We start from the raw sequence: 14,918 nt of genomic DNA on the forward strand, positions 1-14,918 counted from the left end.
GAAGTTTGCACATCTATACTCCAAAAACAGTCCGACAACCAATTCGTGACACACGCCTCATCTCAAGGCGAACCTTTCGCCTTGGCTCCTACGATAAAAACAAGTTCTGGAGACCAGCATGAACGCATCGCTTACGCCCAATGACACCACGCTGCAAAAGGTCAAACTGCTGATCGACGGCGAATGGGTCGAGTCGCAGACCACCGAGTGGCACGACATCGTCAACCCGGCCACCCAGCAAGTGCTGGCCAAGGTTCCGTTCGCCACCGCCGCTGAGGTCGATGCCGCTGTCAGCGCCGCCCAGCGTGCCTTCCAGACCTGGAGACTGACCCCGATCGGCGCGCGGATGCGCATCATGCTCAAGCTGCAAGCGCTGATCCGCGAGCACTCCAAGCGCATCGCCGTGGTCCTCAGCGCCGAGCAGGGCAAGACCATTGCTGATGCCGAAGGCGATATTTTCCGTGGCCTGGAAGTGGTCGAGCACGCGTGCTCGATCGGCACCCTGCAAATGGGTGAATTCGCCGAGAACGTCGCCGGCGGCGTCGACACTTACACCCTGCGCCAGCCGATCGGCGTCTGCGCCGGCATCACGCCGTTCAACTTCCCGGCGATGATTCCGCTGTGGATGTTCCCGATGGCGATCGCCTGCGGCAACACCTTCGTGCTCAAGCCGTCGGAACAGGATCCGCTGTCGACCATGCTGCTGGTGGAACTGGCCATTGAGGCTGGCGTTCCGGCGGGCGTGCTCAACGTCGTTCATGGCGGCAAGGATGTGGTCGATGGCCTGTGCACGCACAAGGACATCAAAGCCGTGTCGTTCGTCGGTTCGACCGCTGTCGGCACCCACGTGTATGACCTGGCCGGCAAACACGGCAAACGCGTGCAGTCGATGATGGGCGCAAAAAACCACGCTGTGGTGCTGCCGGATGCCAATCGCGAGCAAGCGCTGAATGCCTTGGTCGGCGCCGGTTTCGGTGCCGCCGGGCAACGTTGCATGGCCACGTCGGTGGTGGTGCTGGTCGGTGCCGCAAAACAGTGGCTGCCAGACCTGAAAGCGCTGGCGCAGAAACTCAAGGTCAATGCCGGCAGCGAGCCGGGTACCGATGTCGGCCCGGTGATTTCGAAAAAGGCCAAGGCGCGGATCCTCGAACTGATCGAAAGCGGCATCAAGGAAGGCGCCAAGCTTGAACTCGATGGTCGTGACATCAGCGTGCCGGGTTATGAACAAGGCAATTTTGTCGGCCCGACCCTGTTCTCCGGGGTGACCACCGACATGCAGATCTACACCCAGGAAATCTTCGGCCCGGTGCTGGTGGTGCTTGAAGTCGACACCCTCGATCAGGCGATCGCGCTGGTCAACGCCAATCCGTTCGGCAACGGCACTGGCCTGTTCACCCAGAGCGGTGCGGCGGCGCGTAAATTTCAGACTGAAATCGATGTCGGTCAGGTCGGCATCAACATCCCGATTCCAGTGCCGGTGCCGTTCTTCAGCTTCACCGGTTCACGCGGTTCGAAACTCGGCGACCTCGGCCCGTACGGCAAACAAGTGGTGCAGTTCTACACGCAGACCAAAACGGTCACGGCGCGCTGGTTCGATGACGACAGCGTTAACGACGGCGTAAACACCACCATCAACCTGCGCTGAGGATTCGATCATGAAAATCGCATTTATCGGGCTGGGCAACATGGGCGCGCCGATGGCGCGCAACCTGATCAAGGCTGGCCACTCGTTGAACCTGGTCGACCTGAACAAAACCGTGCTGGCGGAACTCGAGCAACTGGGCGGCAGCATTCGTGCTTCGGCGCGTGAGGCTGCCGAGGATGCCGAACTGGTGATCACCATGCTGCCGGCCGCTGTGCATGTGCGCAGTGTCTGGCTGGGTGAAGAGGGCGTGCTCGCCGGCATTCGCCAAGGCGTGCCGGCGGTGGATTGCAGCACTATCGATCCACAGACCGCCCGCGATGTGGCAGCGGCGGCGGCCAAACAAGGCGTGTCCATGGCCGATGCGCCGGTGTCCGGTGGCACCGGTGGAGCGACTGCCGGCACGTTGACCTTTATGGTCGGCGCCACCCCGGAACTGTTCGCCACCCTGCAACCGGTGCTGGCGCAGATGGGCCGCAACATCGTCCATTGCGGTGAAGTCGGCACCGGCCAGATCGCCAAGATCTGCAACAACCTGCTGCTGGCGATTTCGATGGTCGGCGTCAGTGAGGCGATGGCGTTGGGCGATGCGCTGGGGATCGACACCGGCGTGCTGGCCGGGATCATCAACAGCTCGACCGGCCGCTGCTGGAGTTCGGAGATGTACAACCCGTGGCCGGGCATCGTCGAAACGGCGCCGGCCTCGCGGGGTTATACCGGCGGGTTCGGTGCAGAACTGATGCTCAAGGATCTCGGGCTGGCGACGGAAGCGGCGCGGCAGGCGCATCAACCGGTGGTGCTCGGCGCGGTGGCGCAGCAGTTGTATCAGGCGATGAGCCAGCGCGGTGACGGCGGGAAGGATTTCTCGGCGATCATCAACAGCTATCGCAAGCCGCAGTAATCGCGGTCAGACCTTTGTGGTGAGGGGATTTATCCCCGTTGGGTTGCGCAGCAGCCCCCTGGATTGTGTCAGGCAAACCGAGTGCTCAGGGTTTGCGGCTGGTCCGCAGTCGAGCGGGGATAAATCCCCTCGCCACAGGTTTTAGCAACGCCGGGACATTTGCCGGGAAATCACGTCGGGTGATTTCCCGGCTTTTTTGCATCAGGCGAAGACGAAATATTTGCGCACGGTCTCGACCACTTCCCACGTGCCTTTCATGCCCGGCTCAACGACGAAGATATCGCCGGCGCGCAGGTGGATCGGCGCCATGCCGTCCGGGGTGATCACGCAGTAGCCTTCCTGGAAATGGCAGTACTCCCACTTCACATAATCGACGCGCCACTTGCCCGGTGTGCAGATCCAGGTGCCCATGATCTTGCTGCCGTCTTCGCTGGTGTAGGCGTTGAGGTTGACGGTGTGCGGGTCGCCTTCGAGTTTTTCCCACTTGCAGGCGTCGAGTACCGGCAGCGGGTGAGTGTCGCGCAGAACGGTGATAGGGGCGGTCGCGGTCATAGGGACTCCGGGCAAGTGGACTTGAGAATTGAAGTCGCACCCTATAGCGCCCGGTCGTCGCTCAGTTGTCTGGGGTCGACATCGGAGTGCTCAGAAACGCGCGCAGTGCTGAGCGCTTGTAACAATGCCTGGGCATAACCCGGCAGCGCGGCGAAGTCTCTCGCGCAGAGCAATAACCTGCGACGCGCCCATGGCTCATTCAGAGTCACGCACTTGAACTGCTCGAGCATCGCGCGTTGGACAGCGGCCAACGGCACGATGGCCAGGCCGGCACCACGGGCGACCATGCGCATTGCGCCATCAAAGCCATCGGCGCGAATGCGCACCTGCATTCGCGCGCCGCTGTGCAGCGCCTGTTCTTCCAGATAAATCGCCAGTGCGCTGTCGGCGCTCAATCCGACAAAGTCGTGCTGCAACGCGTCGCTGAAACTGACCTCGGCGGCGTCAGACAACGGGTGATCGAGCGGCAGAATCAGCACCAGCGGATCGTCGCGAAACGCCTGAGTCTGTAAGCCGTTGGTGTCAACCGCGTCGGAGACGATGCCCAAGTCCGCTGCGCCTTCGCGCAAGGCATGGGTGATCCGTGCGCTGGGCAGCTCCTGTAGATCGATATCGAGATTGGGATGGCTGCGCAGGAAATCCGCGAGCAGTTCCGGCAGGTACTCGGTGATCGCCGTGGTGTTGCACAACAGCCGCACCTCGCCTTTGACGCCTTGCGCATAATCGGCAAGGTCCTGCTGCATGCGTTCGGCCTGTTGCAAAAGGATGCGCGCATGGCGGGCGAGGGCTTTGCCGGCAGGCGTCGGGGTGACGCCACGCCGACCACGCTCGAGGAATTCAGCGCCCAGCGAGGCTTCCATCGCGCGGATTCGGGCGCTGGCGGCGGCGAGGGACAAGTGGCTGCGGGCGGCACCGGCAGTGATGTTGCCGGTGTCTAGGATGTGCAGGTAGAGGCGCAGGTCGGTGAGGTCGAAGTGCATGGGGTTTGCCTGTAGTTTCGCGGTGGCTGGGCTGGCCCTTTCGCGAGCAGGCTCGCTCCCACAGGGACTTATGTACAGCGCAGATCCCGTGTGGGAGCGAGCCTGCTCGCGAAGAGGTCAGATGCCTCAACGCCGATGTCAGCCTCTTGCAAAGGAAGAGGCTGCCTCAGTATATGGCAGATTTTCCCCCAGCCCGGATCAGTGCACATTACCCTAATGCACACACTAACCGACTTCTACCAAACCCTCGGCCTGACCTTGTCCCTGCTGGTCATCGCCACCTTCTTGCTCGCCGGCACGGTCAAAGGCGTGATCGGCCTCGGCCTGCCCACCGTCGCCATGGGTCTGCTCGGTCTGGCTATGGCGCCGGCGCAGGCAGCCGCGCTGTTGATCATTCCGGCGACCCTGACCAACCTCTGGCAACTGGCCTTCGGTGGCCATCTGAAAAGCTTGATCAAACGCCTCTGGCCGATGCTGCTGATGATCTTCCTCGGCACCGGCATCGGCACCCTGTGGATCGGCATGACCGGCGGCCATTGGGTGGTGCGCGGACTTGGCGCGGCGCTGCTGCTGTATGCATTGAGCGGACTGTTTCTGCCGACTTTGCACGTCAACCCGCGACATGAACGCTGGCTCGGCCCGCTGTGTGGCCTGATCACCGGCGTCATCACCTCCGCTACCGGCGTCTTCGTGATTCCAGCGGTGCCGTACCTGCAAGCGCTGGGGCTGAGCCGCGATGAGCTGGTGCAGGCGCTCGGTCTGTCCTTCACCGTCTCGACCCTGGCGCTGGCCGCGGGGCTGCTCTGGCACGGCGCACTCGGCGGTGGCGAATTGAGCGCCTCGCTGCTGGCGCTGATCCCGGCCATGCTCGGCATGTGGCTTGGCCAATGGTTGCGTCAGCGCATCAGTGCGGTGCTGTTCAAGCGCGTGTTCTTTATCGGACTGGGCGCGCTCGGCGCCCATTTGCTTATCAGCGGCTAGCCGACGATTCGCTGAGCATGTCGATCGGGCGGATATCGAAATCGCGCTCCAGATAGTCCATGCGCCTGGCGAAAAACGCTTTCATGTGCGGCAATGCCGAGTGCTCATCCAGATGCGCCTGGCTGGCCCAGATCTCGTAGAAGATAAACAGCGTCGGATCCTGCTGGTCGCGCAGCATGTGGTACTCGATGCAGCCCGGTTCGGCGCGGCTTGGCGCCACGTAAGCACGGAACAGCGCTTCGAATTCGGCGGCTTTTTCCGGGCGGGTCTTGGCGTGCAGGATAAAACCCTGGCGTTCACTCATCACAACTTCCTCGAATGCAGAAAGCGCTGAATGCTACGGCAACAATTGGCGATCGATTCGTGCGTTTTGATCAAATGTATTTTGCGTCGATGTGGCTGTTTCCGCGCGAGATCGATGGTTAATCTGCGGCCATTCCAATTCTTGATTCAATCCAGCCTCAAAGGCTGCGCCGAGGTTTTCCGATGAAGAAAGTGCTGTTGCTCAATGGCGGTAAAAAATTCGCCCACTCCGATGGCCGCTACAACGCCACCTTGCACGAAACCGCGCTGAGCGTGCTCGATCGCGGCGGTGTCGACGTCAAGACCACGTTTATCGACGAGGGCTATGACGTTGCCGAAGAAGTGGCGAAATTCCTCTGGGCCGACGTCATCATTTATCAGATGCCGGGCTGGTGGATGGGCGCGCCGTGGACGGTGAAAAAGTACATCGACGAAGTCTTCACCGAAGGGCACGGCAGCCTCTACGCCAGCGACGGCCGCACCCGTTCCGATGCCTCGCAGAAGTACGGCAGTGGCGGTCTGATTCAGGGCAAGCAATACATGCTGTCGCTGACCTGGAACGCGCCGCAGCAAGCCTTCGATGACCCGACGGATTTCTTCGAAGCCAAAGGCGTGGACGCGGTGTACTTCCCGTTCCACAAGGCTAACGAGTTTCTGGGCATGACCGCACTGCCGACCTTTCTCTGCGTCGACGTAATGAAGCGTCCGAATATTGACAATGATGTGGTGCGCTATGAGCAGCATCTGACTGAGGTGTTTGGCCTCAAGGCTTGAGGCTTTCAGGCTAATATCGGGGTCACAGCAAAAGATCGCAGCCTTCGGCAGCTCCTACAGGGGGAATGCATTCCAATGTAGGAGCTGCCGCAGGCTGCGATCTTGGCGATTTCAAAGAGGGAACCCGTGAAAGCCAGATCCGATGAGTTGCAGATTTTCGTCTGCGTGATCGAGTGCGGTTCGATTTCCGCCGCCGCCGAGCAGGTCGGCCAGACGCCGTCGGCCGTCAGTCGCACGCTGTCGAAGCTCGAAGCCAAGCTCGACACCACGCTGATCAACCGCACCACGCGGCGCATGGACCTGACCGAGGAGGGCAAGTATTTCTTCGAACAGGCCAAGCTGATTCTCGATCAGATGGATCAACTCGAAGAGCGTCTGTCTTCGCGCCAGCAAACCCCGTCCGGACGCCTGCGCATCAACGCCGCCTCGCCGTTCATGCTCCACGCCATCGTTCCCTACATCGACGAATTCCGGCAGCTCTATCCGGACATTCAGCTCGAACTCAACAGCAACGACCTGATCATTGACCTGCTGGAACAAAGCACCGACGTCGCCATCCGCATCGGCACCCTCGCCGATTCGACGCTGCATGCGCGTTCGCTCGGTTGCAGTCCGTTGATGATTGTTGCCAGCCCTGCCTATTTGAAGAAGCATGGTGCGCCCCGGCAGGTCGCGGATTTGAGCGAACATACGCTGCTCGGCTTCACCCAGAACGAAGGCCTCAACCAATGGCCGCTGCGCTATGTGCATGGCGACCGTTGGCCGGTCAGCCCGGCGATCAGCGCTTCCAGCGGCGAGACCGTTCGCCATCTGGTGCTGGAAGGGCAGGGCATTGCCTGTCTGTCGCACTTCATGACCATCGACGACATCCGCGCCGGGCGCCTGAAAGTCCTGCTCGGCGAATTCAACAGCGGCTACCGCCAGCCGATCAACGCCGTGTACTACCGCAACTCGCAACTGGCGTTGCGCATCCAGTGTTTCCTCGACTTTATCCAGGGCAAACTCGCCGCCTACGCCAGCGCCGAATTCAAGGGCTGATTCGTGATCCCTGCGCAAGAGTGAATTGGCCGAGGGCGGGTTTTTCGCCGGGTATCATCGGCCGATACTCGCTGCATCACTTATTCACGCAGGGAGTTTCTCCATGAACGTATTCGTTACCGGCGCGGCCGGTTTTATCGGCGGTTCCATCGCCACCGGCCTGGTTGAGGCCGGGCACAACGTCACCGGCCTGGTGCGCAGCGCCGAGCAGGCTGATGAGCTGAAAGCATTGGGCATGAACGCGGTAATCGGCACCCTCGATGACAGCCAATTGCTGGCGCAACAGGCGCATGCTGCCGATGCCGTCATCAACGCTGCCAGCAGCGACCATCGCGGTGCGGTGGAAGCGTTACTCGACGCTTTGCGCGGCTCTAATAAAGTCTTTCTGCACACCAGCGGTTCGAGCATTGTCGGCGACGCTTCCGGCGGCAAATCCAGCGATGACATTTATTACGAAGACCACCTGCCGGAACCGACTGTCGATAAGGCCGATCGCGTAGCCATCGACAACCTGGTGCTCGCGGCGGCGAAGGATGGCGTGAACTCGGCGGTGATCTGCAACACCCTGATCTACGGCCACAGCCTGGGCGTCAACCGCGACAGCGTGCAACTGCCGCGACTGCTCAAGCAGGCGCGCAAAAGCGGCGTCGTTCGCCACGTCGGAACAGGGCAGAACATCTGGTCCAACGTGCACATCGAAGACGTCGTCGCCCTGTATCAGCTGGCGCTGACCAAAAACGTGCCCGGCACTTTCTACTTCGTCGAGAGCGGTGAAGCCTCGTTCATCGACATGACCACCGCCATGGCCGAAGCCCTCAATCTGGGCGAACCGCAAGACTGGCCATTGCAAGACGCCGAAGCCGAATGGGGCTATGAAATGGCCAACTACGGCCTCGGTTCCAACAGCCGCGTACGCGGCAAACACGCCCGCGACCTGCTGGGCTGGACGCCGAAGCGCACGTCGGTGGTGGAATGGATTCGTAACGAAATGGTGTGATGGGTCATTGAGCCCCGTCGGGCTTTGCTATCGATCAAATGAACGGCCGTCTTTGGGTGGCCGTTTGTATTTCTGCCTTTGCGCTCGCATGTAACCCGGCTTAAGGTGCCTTGAATCATCGACAGGTCGGCAGGTTCGGGAATGGTTGATCGTTACGAGGCAGAGGGGGCACAGGGCAGTTTTCAGGCCGGCTCGGATGAGCAGGTACTGAGCAACAAGCTGGGAATCAGTGATCCTGAAGAGATGGATGATGCCGAGCTGACTCTGCTGGAAAAACTTTACCAGCAGGTTCTGATCGAGCGTTTACCGGCACGGTCAATTACTGTTCAGGACTTGAGGGATTGGCATCGGTACTGGCTGGGCAATATCTATCCTTGGGCGGGTGAAATACGGGCGGTCAACCTTGGCAAAGACGGTTTTTTCTTTGCTGCGGCCCCACAGATTCCGCGCTTGTTAGAGGGGTTTGAGAAGGAATGCCTTGCTGAATTCACCCCGTGCAAACCTGATCTTGATGAGAACCTCATTCACGCCATCGCCGTAACGCATGTGGAATTCATTTTGATTCATCCATTCCGTGAGGGTAATGGACGGTTGTCCAGATTACTTGCAGACGTGATGGCGGTGCAGGCGGGCTATGTTCCGCTGGATTACAGCTGTTGGGAGCGAAACAAAGAGGCTTACTTTGCTGCGATAAATCAAGGCCTCAACTGCAACTACCAGCCAATGGAATATTGGGTCCGGCGAGCACTGTGGGCTTGAGAGAAGCCTACCTGGCCAATGCGAGGTGTTGGAATTTGCCGGATTTAGCTTTGAGCTTGCGTTCGATCATATCGACACTTTGGCCGGTCTCGATCGCTGTGGAGCTGGCGATTGAGCGGATCAGGGCGTCCTGGGTCAATTTTTTTCGGTTGCGACGTACGATGGCCATGGCGTGATCCCGGGTAATTACCTTGAGCGAGTATAGCGCTCGTTCGAAGCGTCGACATACTCGGTTCAAGCGGTCGACAGCGTTCTGCCTGGAAGGGTGCGATCAAAACTGTAGGAGTGAGCCTGCTCGCGATAGCGTCGTGTCAGTCAAAAAAACCTGTTTAGACCCACCGCAATCGCGAGCAGGCTCACTCCTACAGATTGACTGCGTTCTGACTGGAGAAATGTAATTCCTGTGGGAGCTGGCTTGCCAGCGATAGCGGTGGATCAGTCGCCACCCATGGTGAACGTGGCGCCGTCATCGCTGGCAAGCCAGCTCCCACAGGGACTTTGTGGTGCCAGGAAGCCATGAAAATATAGACCCGCAATTTTCATTAATCACGACACCCCATACCCATCAGCGACACCTCTTGTCTCTCCACGAAAATTACTTTCATGTGGTTTGAAATCTCGATCTCGAAATGATTTATGAGTTTCACAACCCATTCGAACGTGACCCTTTCGAGGAGTACCGCATGACGCCTTCCCTCCGCTATTGGCTGCTGGTCTACGCCGCCGTGGCCATCATTGCGCTGATCGTGTTGATCGCCCGTTACCGGCTCAATCCGTTCATTGTCATCACCCTGATTTCCCTGGGCCTGGCGCTGGTGGCCGGGATGCCGCCGTCGGCGGTGGTCGGTGCGTATGAGGCGGGTGTCGGCAAGACGTTGGGGCATATTGCGCTGGTGGTGGCGTTGGGGACGATGCTCGGCAAGATGATGGCCGAGTCCGGCGGCGCCGAGCAGATGGCGCGCACGCTGATCGAGCGATTCGGCGAGAAGAACGCGCATTGGGCGATGGTCTGCATCGCGTTTCTGGTCGGCTTGCCGCTGTTCTTTGAAGTCGGTTTCGTCTTGCTGGTGCCAATCGCTTTCACCGTGGCACGCCGCGTCGGCGTGTCGATTCTGATGGTCGGGCTGCCGATGGTGGCCGGGCTGTCGGTGGTGCATGCGCTGGTGCCGCCGCACCCGGCGGCGATGCTCGCGGTGCAGGCCTATCAGGCCTCGGTCGGGCAGACCTTGCTGTACGCGATCGCCATCGGCATTCCGACCGCAATCATCGCCGGGCCGCTGTACGCCAAATTCATCGTGCCGCGCATTCAATTGCCGGCGGACAATCCGCTGGAAAAGCAATTTCTCGACCGTGAACCGCGCGACAAACTGCCGGGTTTCGGCATTACCATGGCGACCATTCTGCTGCCGGTGGTGCTGATGTTGATCGGCGGCTGGGCCAACCTGATTTCCACCCCCGGCAGCGCTTTCAACCAGTTCCTGCTGTTCATCGGCAATTCGGTGATCGCGCTGTTGCTGGCGACTTTGCTGAGCTTCTGGACGCTGGGCGTTGCTCAGGGTTTCAACCGCGAATCGATCCTCAAGTTCACCAACGAATGCCTCGCGCCCACCGCCAGCATCACCTTGCTGGTCGGTGCTGGTGGCGGCTTGAACCGGATTCTGGTGGATGCCGGCGTCACCGATCAGATCGTCGGCCTTGCCCATGAATTTCATTTGTCGCCACTGATCATGGGCTGGTTGTTCGCCGCGCTGATGCGCGTTGCCACTGGCTCGGCCACCGTGGCGATGACCACCGCGTCCGGCGTTGTCGCGCCGGTGGCCGTCGGTCTGGGTTATCCACATCCTGAGCTTTTAGTGCTGGCGACCGGCGCCGGCTCGGTTATCTTTTCCCACGTCAACGACGGCGGCTTCTGGTTGGTCAAGGAATACTTCAACATGACGGTCGCGCAGACGTTCAAGACCTGGACCGTGCTCGAGACGCTGATCTCGCTGGTCGCTTTCGCGCTGACCGTCAGCCTTTCCTACCTGCTGTAACCGGAGCCCGCCGCCCATGGACATCCTCTACCAGATCCGCGCCCGCCAGGATTCCTTCAGCGCCGGCGAGGGGCGCATTGCGCGGTTGATGCTCGACGATGTCGGGTTTGCCGCCAGCGCCAGCCTCGAAGACCTCGCACAACGCGCCGAGGTCAGCACCGCCACGCTGTCGCGCTTTGCCCGCACGGTCGGCTGCCGCGACTTGCGAGATCTGCGTCTGCAACTGGCCCAGGCCAGCGGCGTTGGCAGCCGGTTTCTCGACCCGGCGGGCACGCCTGAGCAGTCGGCGTTCTACGGGCAGATCGTCGGCGACATCGAAACCACCCTGCGCCAGCATCTGGCCGGTTTCGACGAATCGCGCTTCGCCGACGCTGTGAAATTGCTCAGCCAGGCGCGGATGATTCACGCGTTCGGCATGGGCGGTTGCTCAACCCTGTGCAGCGATGAATTGCAGGTGCGTCTGGTGCGCCTCGGTTACCCGATTGCGGTGTGTCATGACGCGGTGATGATGCGCGTCACCGCCGCCAGTTTGAACGCCGAGCAAGTGCTGATCGCCTGCTCGCTGACCGGCATCACCCCGGAGCTTTTGGAAACCGTGGAGCTGGCGCGCAACTACGGCGCGCGCATTCTCGCCATCACTCGCGGCGATTCACCACTGGCGGAACTGGCCGACGTCGTGCTGCCGCTGCAGGGCGCGGAAACCTCGTTCATCTACAAACCGACGGCGGCGCGCTACGGCATGCTGCTGGCCATCGACGTGCTCGCCACCGAGCTGGCGCTGGCCAGCCCTGAAGACAATCAAGAACGTCTGCGGCGAATCAAACTCGCCCTCGACGAATACCGTGGCGGCGACGATCACCTGCCGCTGGGAGACTGACATGCAGTACGACACCCTGATCCGCAACGCGCTGGTTATCGACGGCAGCAACACGCCGGGCTACCGCGCAGACGTGGCGATTCTCAATGGCCGCATCGAGCGCATCGGCGACCTGCCTGACGCCCGCGCCAGCGAAGAAATCGACGCCGCCGGCCGGGTGCTGGCGCCGGGTTTCATCGACGTGCACACCCACGACGACACCGTGGTCATTCGCCAACCCCAGATGCTGCCCAAGCTTAGCCAAGGCGTGACCACGGTGATTGTCGGCAACTGCGGCATCAGCGCTTCGCCGGTCACCTTGAAGGGCAATCCACCCGATCCGATGAACCTGCTCGGCAGCGCAGCGGCGTTCGTTTACCCGCGTTTCAGCGACTACCGCGCTGCCGTCGAAGCGGCCAACCCCACGTTGAACGTCGCCGCACTAGTCGGCCACACGGCGCTGCGCAGCAATCACCTCGACGACTTGTTCCGCACCGCAACGCCCGCTGAAATCACTGCGATGCGAGAGCAACTGCGCGACAGCCTCGAGGCCGGCGCGTTGGGTTTATCCACAGGCCTGGCCTACGCCAGCGCCTTCAACGCCTCGACCGATGAAGTCATGCAACTGACCGAAGAGCTGACGGCGTTCGGCGCGGTGTACACCACCCATTTGCGCAGCGAATTCGCCCCGGTGTTGGAGGCGATGGACGAAGCATTTCAGATCGGCCGACACGCGCAATCGCCGGTGATCATTTCCCACCTCAAATGCGCCGGCGTCGGTAACTGGGGACGCAGTCCGCAACTGCTCGCAGCGCTGGAAGAGGCAGCGAAAACCCATCCGGTCGGCTGCGATTGCTACCCGTACGCGGCGAGTTCCTCGACCCTGGATTTGAAGCAAGTCACCGACGCCCACCGCATCACTATTACCTGGTCGACGCCGCACCCGGAAGTCAGCGGGCGTGACCTGATCGACATTGCTGGCGAATGGAAACTGTCGCTGGAAGAAACCGCGAAACGTCTGCAACCGGCGGGCGCGGTGTACTACGGCATGGACGAGGCCGATGTCAGAAGAATCCTCGCCCATCCGCTTTCGATGGTCGGTTCTGACGGACTGCCGGAAGACCCGTTCCCGCATCCGCGCCTGTGGGGCGCTTTCCCACGGGTGCTGGGCCATTTCAGTCGCGACATCGGGTTGTTTCCGCTGCACACCGCCGTGCACAAGATGACCGGCCTGTCGGCGGCGCGTTTTGGCTTGCAGGAAAGGGGCGAGATTCGAGAAGGGCATTGGGCGGATCTGGTGTTGTTCGATCCGGCGACCGTGCGTGACGTGGCCGATTTCAACGATCCGCAGCGGGCGGCGCAGGGGATCGACGGGGTTTGGGTCAACGGCGTGTTGAGTTATCGCGACGGGCAGGCGAATGGGGCGAGGGCAGGGCGGTTTCTTGCGCGACAGGGTGACCTGCGCGACCACTTTCGTTAAGGATTCGTGGTGTGCGTCACAGTGATGGCACATTGCAATTAAAGAAAGCCATCCACAAGCCGATTTGCTGACATCCTCCCCGTCTACACTGTGGGGCCAATCAGTCAGGGAGCACCCCATGAGCTTCGGCAAAACCACCCCGATCCTGCGGATCTTCGATGAGGCCAAGGCTGTCGAGTTCTACGTCGATTTTCTCGGCTTCAAGATCGACTGGCAGCATCGCTTCGAAGCGAATTTTCCGCTGTATCTGCAGGTGTCACGGGGCGAGTGTGTGCTGCATCTGTCCGAGCATCACGGCGATGCGTGCCCGGGTTCGGCGCTGCGTATCGAAACCGATGAGCTGGAGGCGTTTCAGCAGCAGCTGATGGCCAAGGATTACAAGTTCTCGCATCCGCAGATTCAGGCGATGCCGTGGGGCAGTCAGGACATGACCATTGCCGATCCGTTTGGCAATCGGTTGGTGTTTACCAATGCGATCAGTCTTTGAGCTTGGCGCCCAAGATCAAAAGCCCCTCACCCTAGCCCTCTCCCGGGGGGAGAGGGGACCGATTGCGGGATGCTCGGGAGTTACGCCGACCTGAATGTGCTGTGCTGAATCCATAATCGAATTGAAGGCATGGCGTCGAATCCATAATCGACTCGGTCTTTCAGGTCGACGGACAGCGCAAGACAGCTGGGTCGGCCCCCTCTCCCTCTGGGAGAGGGCTGGGGTGAGGGCAAACCCTGACACCCCACAAAACCAGCCCACACCAAATTCCTCAAAAACCCTCAATCAGTCGGCACCAACCGATCCAGCACCCGATTCACCGCCATCTCCGCGACCATCACAATCTGCGCAATGCCCTGCAACGTCTTGCGTTGCGAGCCGTTCACCAGCCCCGCCTGATCGTTGAGCATCACCGTCGCCGACCCCAGGGTTTCGCAGGCGTCGGCCAACAGCGATTCGTTGTCGGCGTCGGGATTGGCCATGTACAGCGTGTTGGACTTGTAGGGCGGGGCCATGAACTCAGCGCTGGACGGGCCGAGGTAATGATCGAGGGCGCGGTCGGCGGCTTCGTGGAATTTCTTTGAGTTGGCGGATTCGTAGGGAGATGCCGCGTCGGTGGGGGGCGGGTTTGGGGTTACTTTGAACATATCCAGATCCTCATTTGGCTGGCCACCGCTTTCCTACTAAAGAAAGTGGAGGCAGCTGTGCGCAGGTTAGTAGACCGGGGATCTGGGAAACCGGCGCGCCCGAGAGCGCCCTGCGCACAGCCACCATAAAGCTCAGGCGAGACCTGACTGTCTGATGAACGATGCACCCCAAATACTCCGGGCTACTAAACCCGATCACTGATAGGCAGTGACGCAATCACAGTAGCGATGAGGTCTGGGGCGCACAAGCCGGCGGATTCTGGCGCAGGCGTAGGCAGCGGCGCAAGGAATTGTGGGTGGTTTCGCTGAATGTCTGGCGGCTTTAAACAGTTGTGCCAAGGCGTGTTTAATCGGTGTGGCGAATGACGCCTTCGCGAGCAAGCTCGCTCCCACAAGGGGATCTGCGATGAACTCGAAAGTGCAGGCAACCGAAAAACTACAGTGGGAGCGCGCTTGCGCGCGAAGGGGCCATCAGCATCACCGCCGCG

At 60.7% G+C, this 14,918-nt stretch carries 16 protein-coding genes; 11 read left to right on the forward strand and 5 right to left on the reverse strand.

Annotated features, from left to right (window positions below):
• Positions 1 to 118 precede the first annotated feature (118 nt).
• Positions 119 to 1,645, forward strand: a complete 1,527-nt coding sequence (locus tag QMX86_RS19030) for a CoA-acylating methylmalonate-semialdehyde dehydrogenase (RefSeq protein WP_282385777.1) — start codon at positions 119 to 121, stop codon at positions 1,643 to 1,645.
• A 10-nt stretch (positions 1,646 to 1,655) separates the two neighbouring features.
• Positions 1,656 to 2,543, forward strand: coding sequence for a 3-hydroxyisobutyrate dehydrogenase (gene mmsB, locus QMX86_RS19035; RefSeq protein WP_136491894.1), 888 nt, complete (start codon positions 1,656 to 1,658; stop codon positions 2,541 to 2,543).
• Positions 2,544 to 2,744: 201 nt separating this feature from the next.
• Here mmsB and QMX86_RS19040 read toward each other — a convergent pair whose 3' ends face one another.
• Positions 2,745 to 3,095 (reverse strand): cupin domain-containing protein, encoded by a 351-nt coding sequence (locus tag QMX86_RS19040; protein ID WP_016770579.1) that lies wholly within the window; start codon positions 3,093 to 3,095, stop codon positions 2,745 to 2,747.
• 41 nt (positions 3,096 to 3,136) lie between these two features.
• On the reverse strand, positions 3,137 to 4,075 hold the full coding sequence (locus QMX86_RS19045; RefSeq protein WP_282385781.1) for a LysR family transcriptional regulator: 939 nt from the start codon (positions 4,073 to 4,075) through the stop codon (positions 3,137 to 3,139).
• Between the two features lie 216 nt (positions 4,076 to 4,291).
• Here QMX86_RS19045 and QMX86_RS19050 point away from each other — a divergent pair, with 216 nt between their 5' ends.
• The gene (locus QMX86_RS19050) at positions 4,292 to 5,056 is read left to right on the forward strand and encodes a sulfite exporter TauE/SafE family protein (RefSeq protein WP_243242977.1); all 765 of its coding nucleotides are present in this window, start codon (positions 4,292 to 4,294) and stop codon (positions 5,054 to 5,056) included.
• Here QMX86_RS19050 and QMX86_RS19055 read toward each other — a convergent pair.
• Positions 5,046 to 5,360 (reverse strand): putative quinol monooxygenase, encoded by a 315-nt coding sequence (locus tag QMX86_RS19055; RefSeq protein WP_282387510.1) that lies wholly within the window; start codon positions 5,358 to 5,360, stop codon positions 5,046 to 5,048. The two genes, QMX86_RS19050 and QMX86_RS19055, sit on opposite strands and share 11 nt — an antisense overlap.
• 182 nt (positions 5,361 to 5,542) lie before the next feature.
• On the opposite strand from QMX86_RS19055, the gene QMX86_RS19060 reads away from it, so the two are divergent.
• The 4 genes from QMX86_RS19060 to QMX86_RS19075 all read left to right on the forward strand — a co-directional run bounded on the left by QMX86_RS19060 (position 5,543) and on the right by QMX86_RS19075 (position 8,927).
• On the forward strand, positions 5,543 to 6,133 hold the full coding sequence (locus QMX86_RS19060; protein ID WP_110603513.1) for an NAD(P)H-dependent oxidoreductase: 591 nt from the start codon (positions 5,543 to 5,545) through the stop codon (positions 6,131 to 6,133).
• 126 nt (positions 6,134 to 6,259) lie between these two features.
• The gene (locus tag QMX86_RS19065; protein ID WP_282387506.1) at positions 6,260 to 7,171 is read left to right on the forward strand and encodes a LysR family transcriptional regulator; all 912 of its coding nucleotides are present in this window, start codon (positions 6,260 to 6,262) and stop codon (positions 7,169 to 7,171) included.
• Between the two features lie 103 nt (positions 7,172 to 7,274).
• Positions 7,275 to 8,168 carry an NAD-dependent epimerase/dehydratase family protein gene (locus QMX86_RS19070; protein ID WP_282387504.1) on the forward strand — a complete coding sequence of 298 codons (894 nt, stop codon included), beginning with the start codon at positions 7,275 to 7,277 and terminating at the stop codon, positions 8,166 to 8,168.
• Between the two features lie 141 nt (positions 8,169 to 8,309).
• A complete protein-coding gene (locus QMX86_RS19075; protein ID WP_122747754.1) occupies positions 8,310 to 8,927 on the forward strand; it encodes a Fic family protein in 618 nt (205 codons plus the stop codon).
• A gap of 7 nt (positions 8,928 to 8,934) precedes the next feature.
• Here QMX86_RS19075 and QMX86_RS19080 read toward each other — a convergent pair whose 3' ends face one another.
• Positions 8,935 to 9,096, reverse strand: a complete 162-nt coding sequence (locus tag QMX86_RS19080; RefSeq protein ID WP_016771791.1) for a hypothetical protein — start codon at positions 9,094 to 9,096, stop codon at positions 8,935 to 8,937.
• 514 nt (positions 9,097 to 9,610) lie between these two features.
• On the opposite strand from QMX86_RS19080, the gene QMX86_RS19085 reads away from it, so the two are divergent.
• The 4 genes from QMX86_RS19085 to QMX86_RS19100 all read left to right on the forward strand — a co-directional run bounded on the left by QMX86_RS19085 (position 9,611) and on the right by QMX86_RS19100 (position 13,783).
• The gene (locus tag QMX86_RS19085) at positions 9,611 to 10,960 is read left to right on the forward strand and encodes a GntP family permease (RefSeq protein ID WP_282387407.1); all 1,350 of its coding nucleotides are present in this window, start codon (positions 9,611 to 9,613) and stop codon (positions 10,958 to 10,960) included.
• 16 nt (positions 10,961 to 10,976) lie between these two features.
• A complete protein-coding gene (locus QMX86_RS19090) occupies positions 10,977 to 11,837 on the forward strand; it encodes a MurR/RpiR family transcriptional regulator (protein ID WP_024011492.1) in 861 nt (286 codons plus the stop codon).
• A 1-nt stretch (position 11,838) separates the two neighbouring features.
• On the forward strand, positions 11,839 to 13,296 hold the full coding sequence (locus tag QMX86_RS19095) for a D-aminoacylase (RefSeq protein WP_282387406.1): 1,458 nt from the start codon (positions 11,839 to 11,841) through the stop codon (positions 13,294 to 13,296).
• 118 nt (positions 13,297 to 13,414) lie between these two features.
• The gene (locus QMX86_RS19100; protein WP_016771789.1) at positions 13,415 to 13,783 is read left to right on the forward strand and encodes a glyoxalase superfamily protein; all 369 of its coding nucleotides are present in this window, start codon (positions 13,415 to 13,417) and stop codon (positions 13,781 to 13,783) included.
• Between the two features lie 281 nt (positions 13,784 to 14,064).
• Here QMX86_RS19100 and QMX86_RS19105 read toward each other — a convergent pair whose 3' ends face one another.
• Positions 14,065 to 14,430: a DUF6124 family protein gene (locus QMX86_RS19105; protein ID WP_073473888.1), complete on the reverse strand. Its 366-nt coding sequence runs from the start codon at positions 14,428 to 14,430 to the stop codon at positions 14,065 to 14,067.
• Positions 14,431 to 14,918 lie beyond the last annotated feature (488 nt).

The organism is Pseudomonas sp. PS01270 (genome assembly GCF_029959775.1).
GTDB classification, from domain to species: Bacteria; Pseudomonadota; Gammaproteobacteria; order Pseudomonadales; family Pseudomonadaceae; genus Aquipseudomonas; species Aquipseudomonas atacamensis.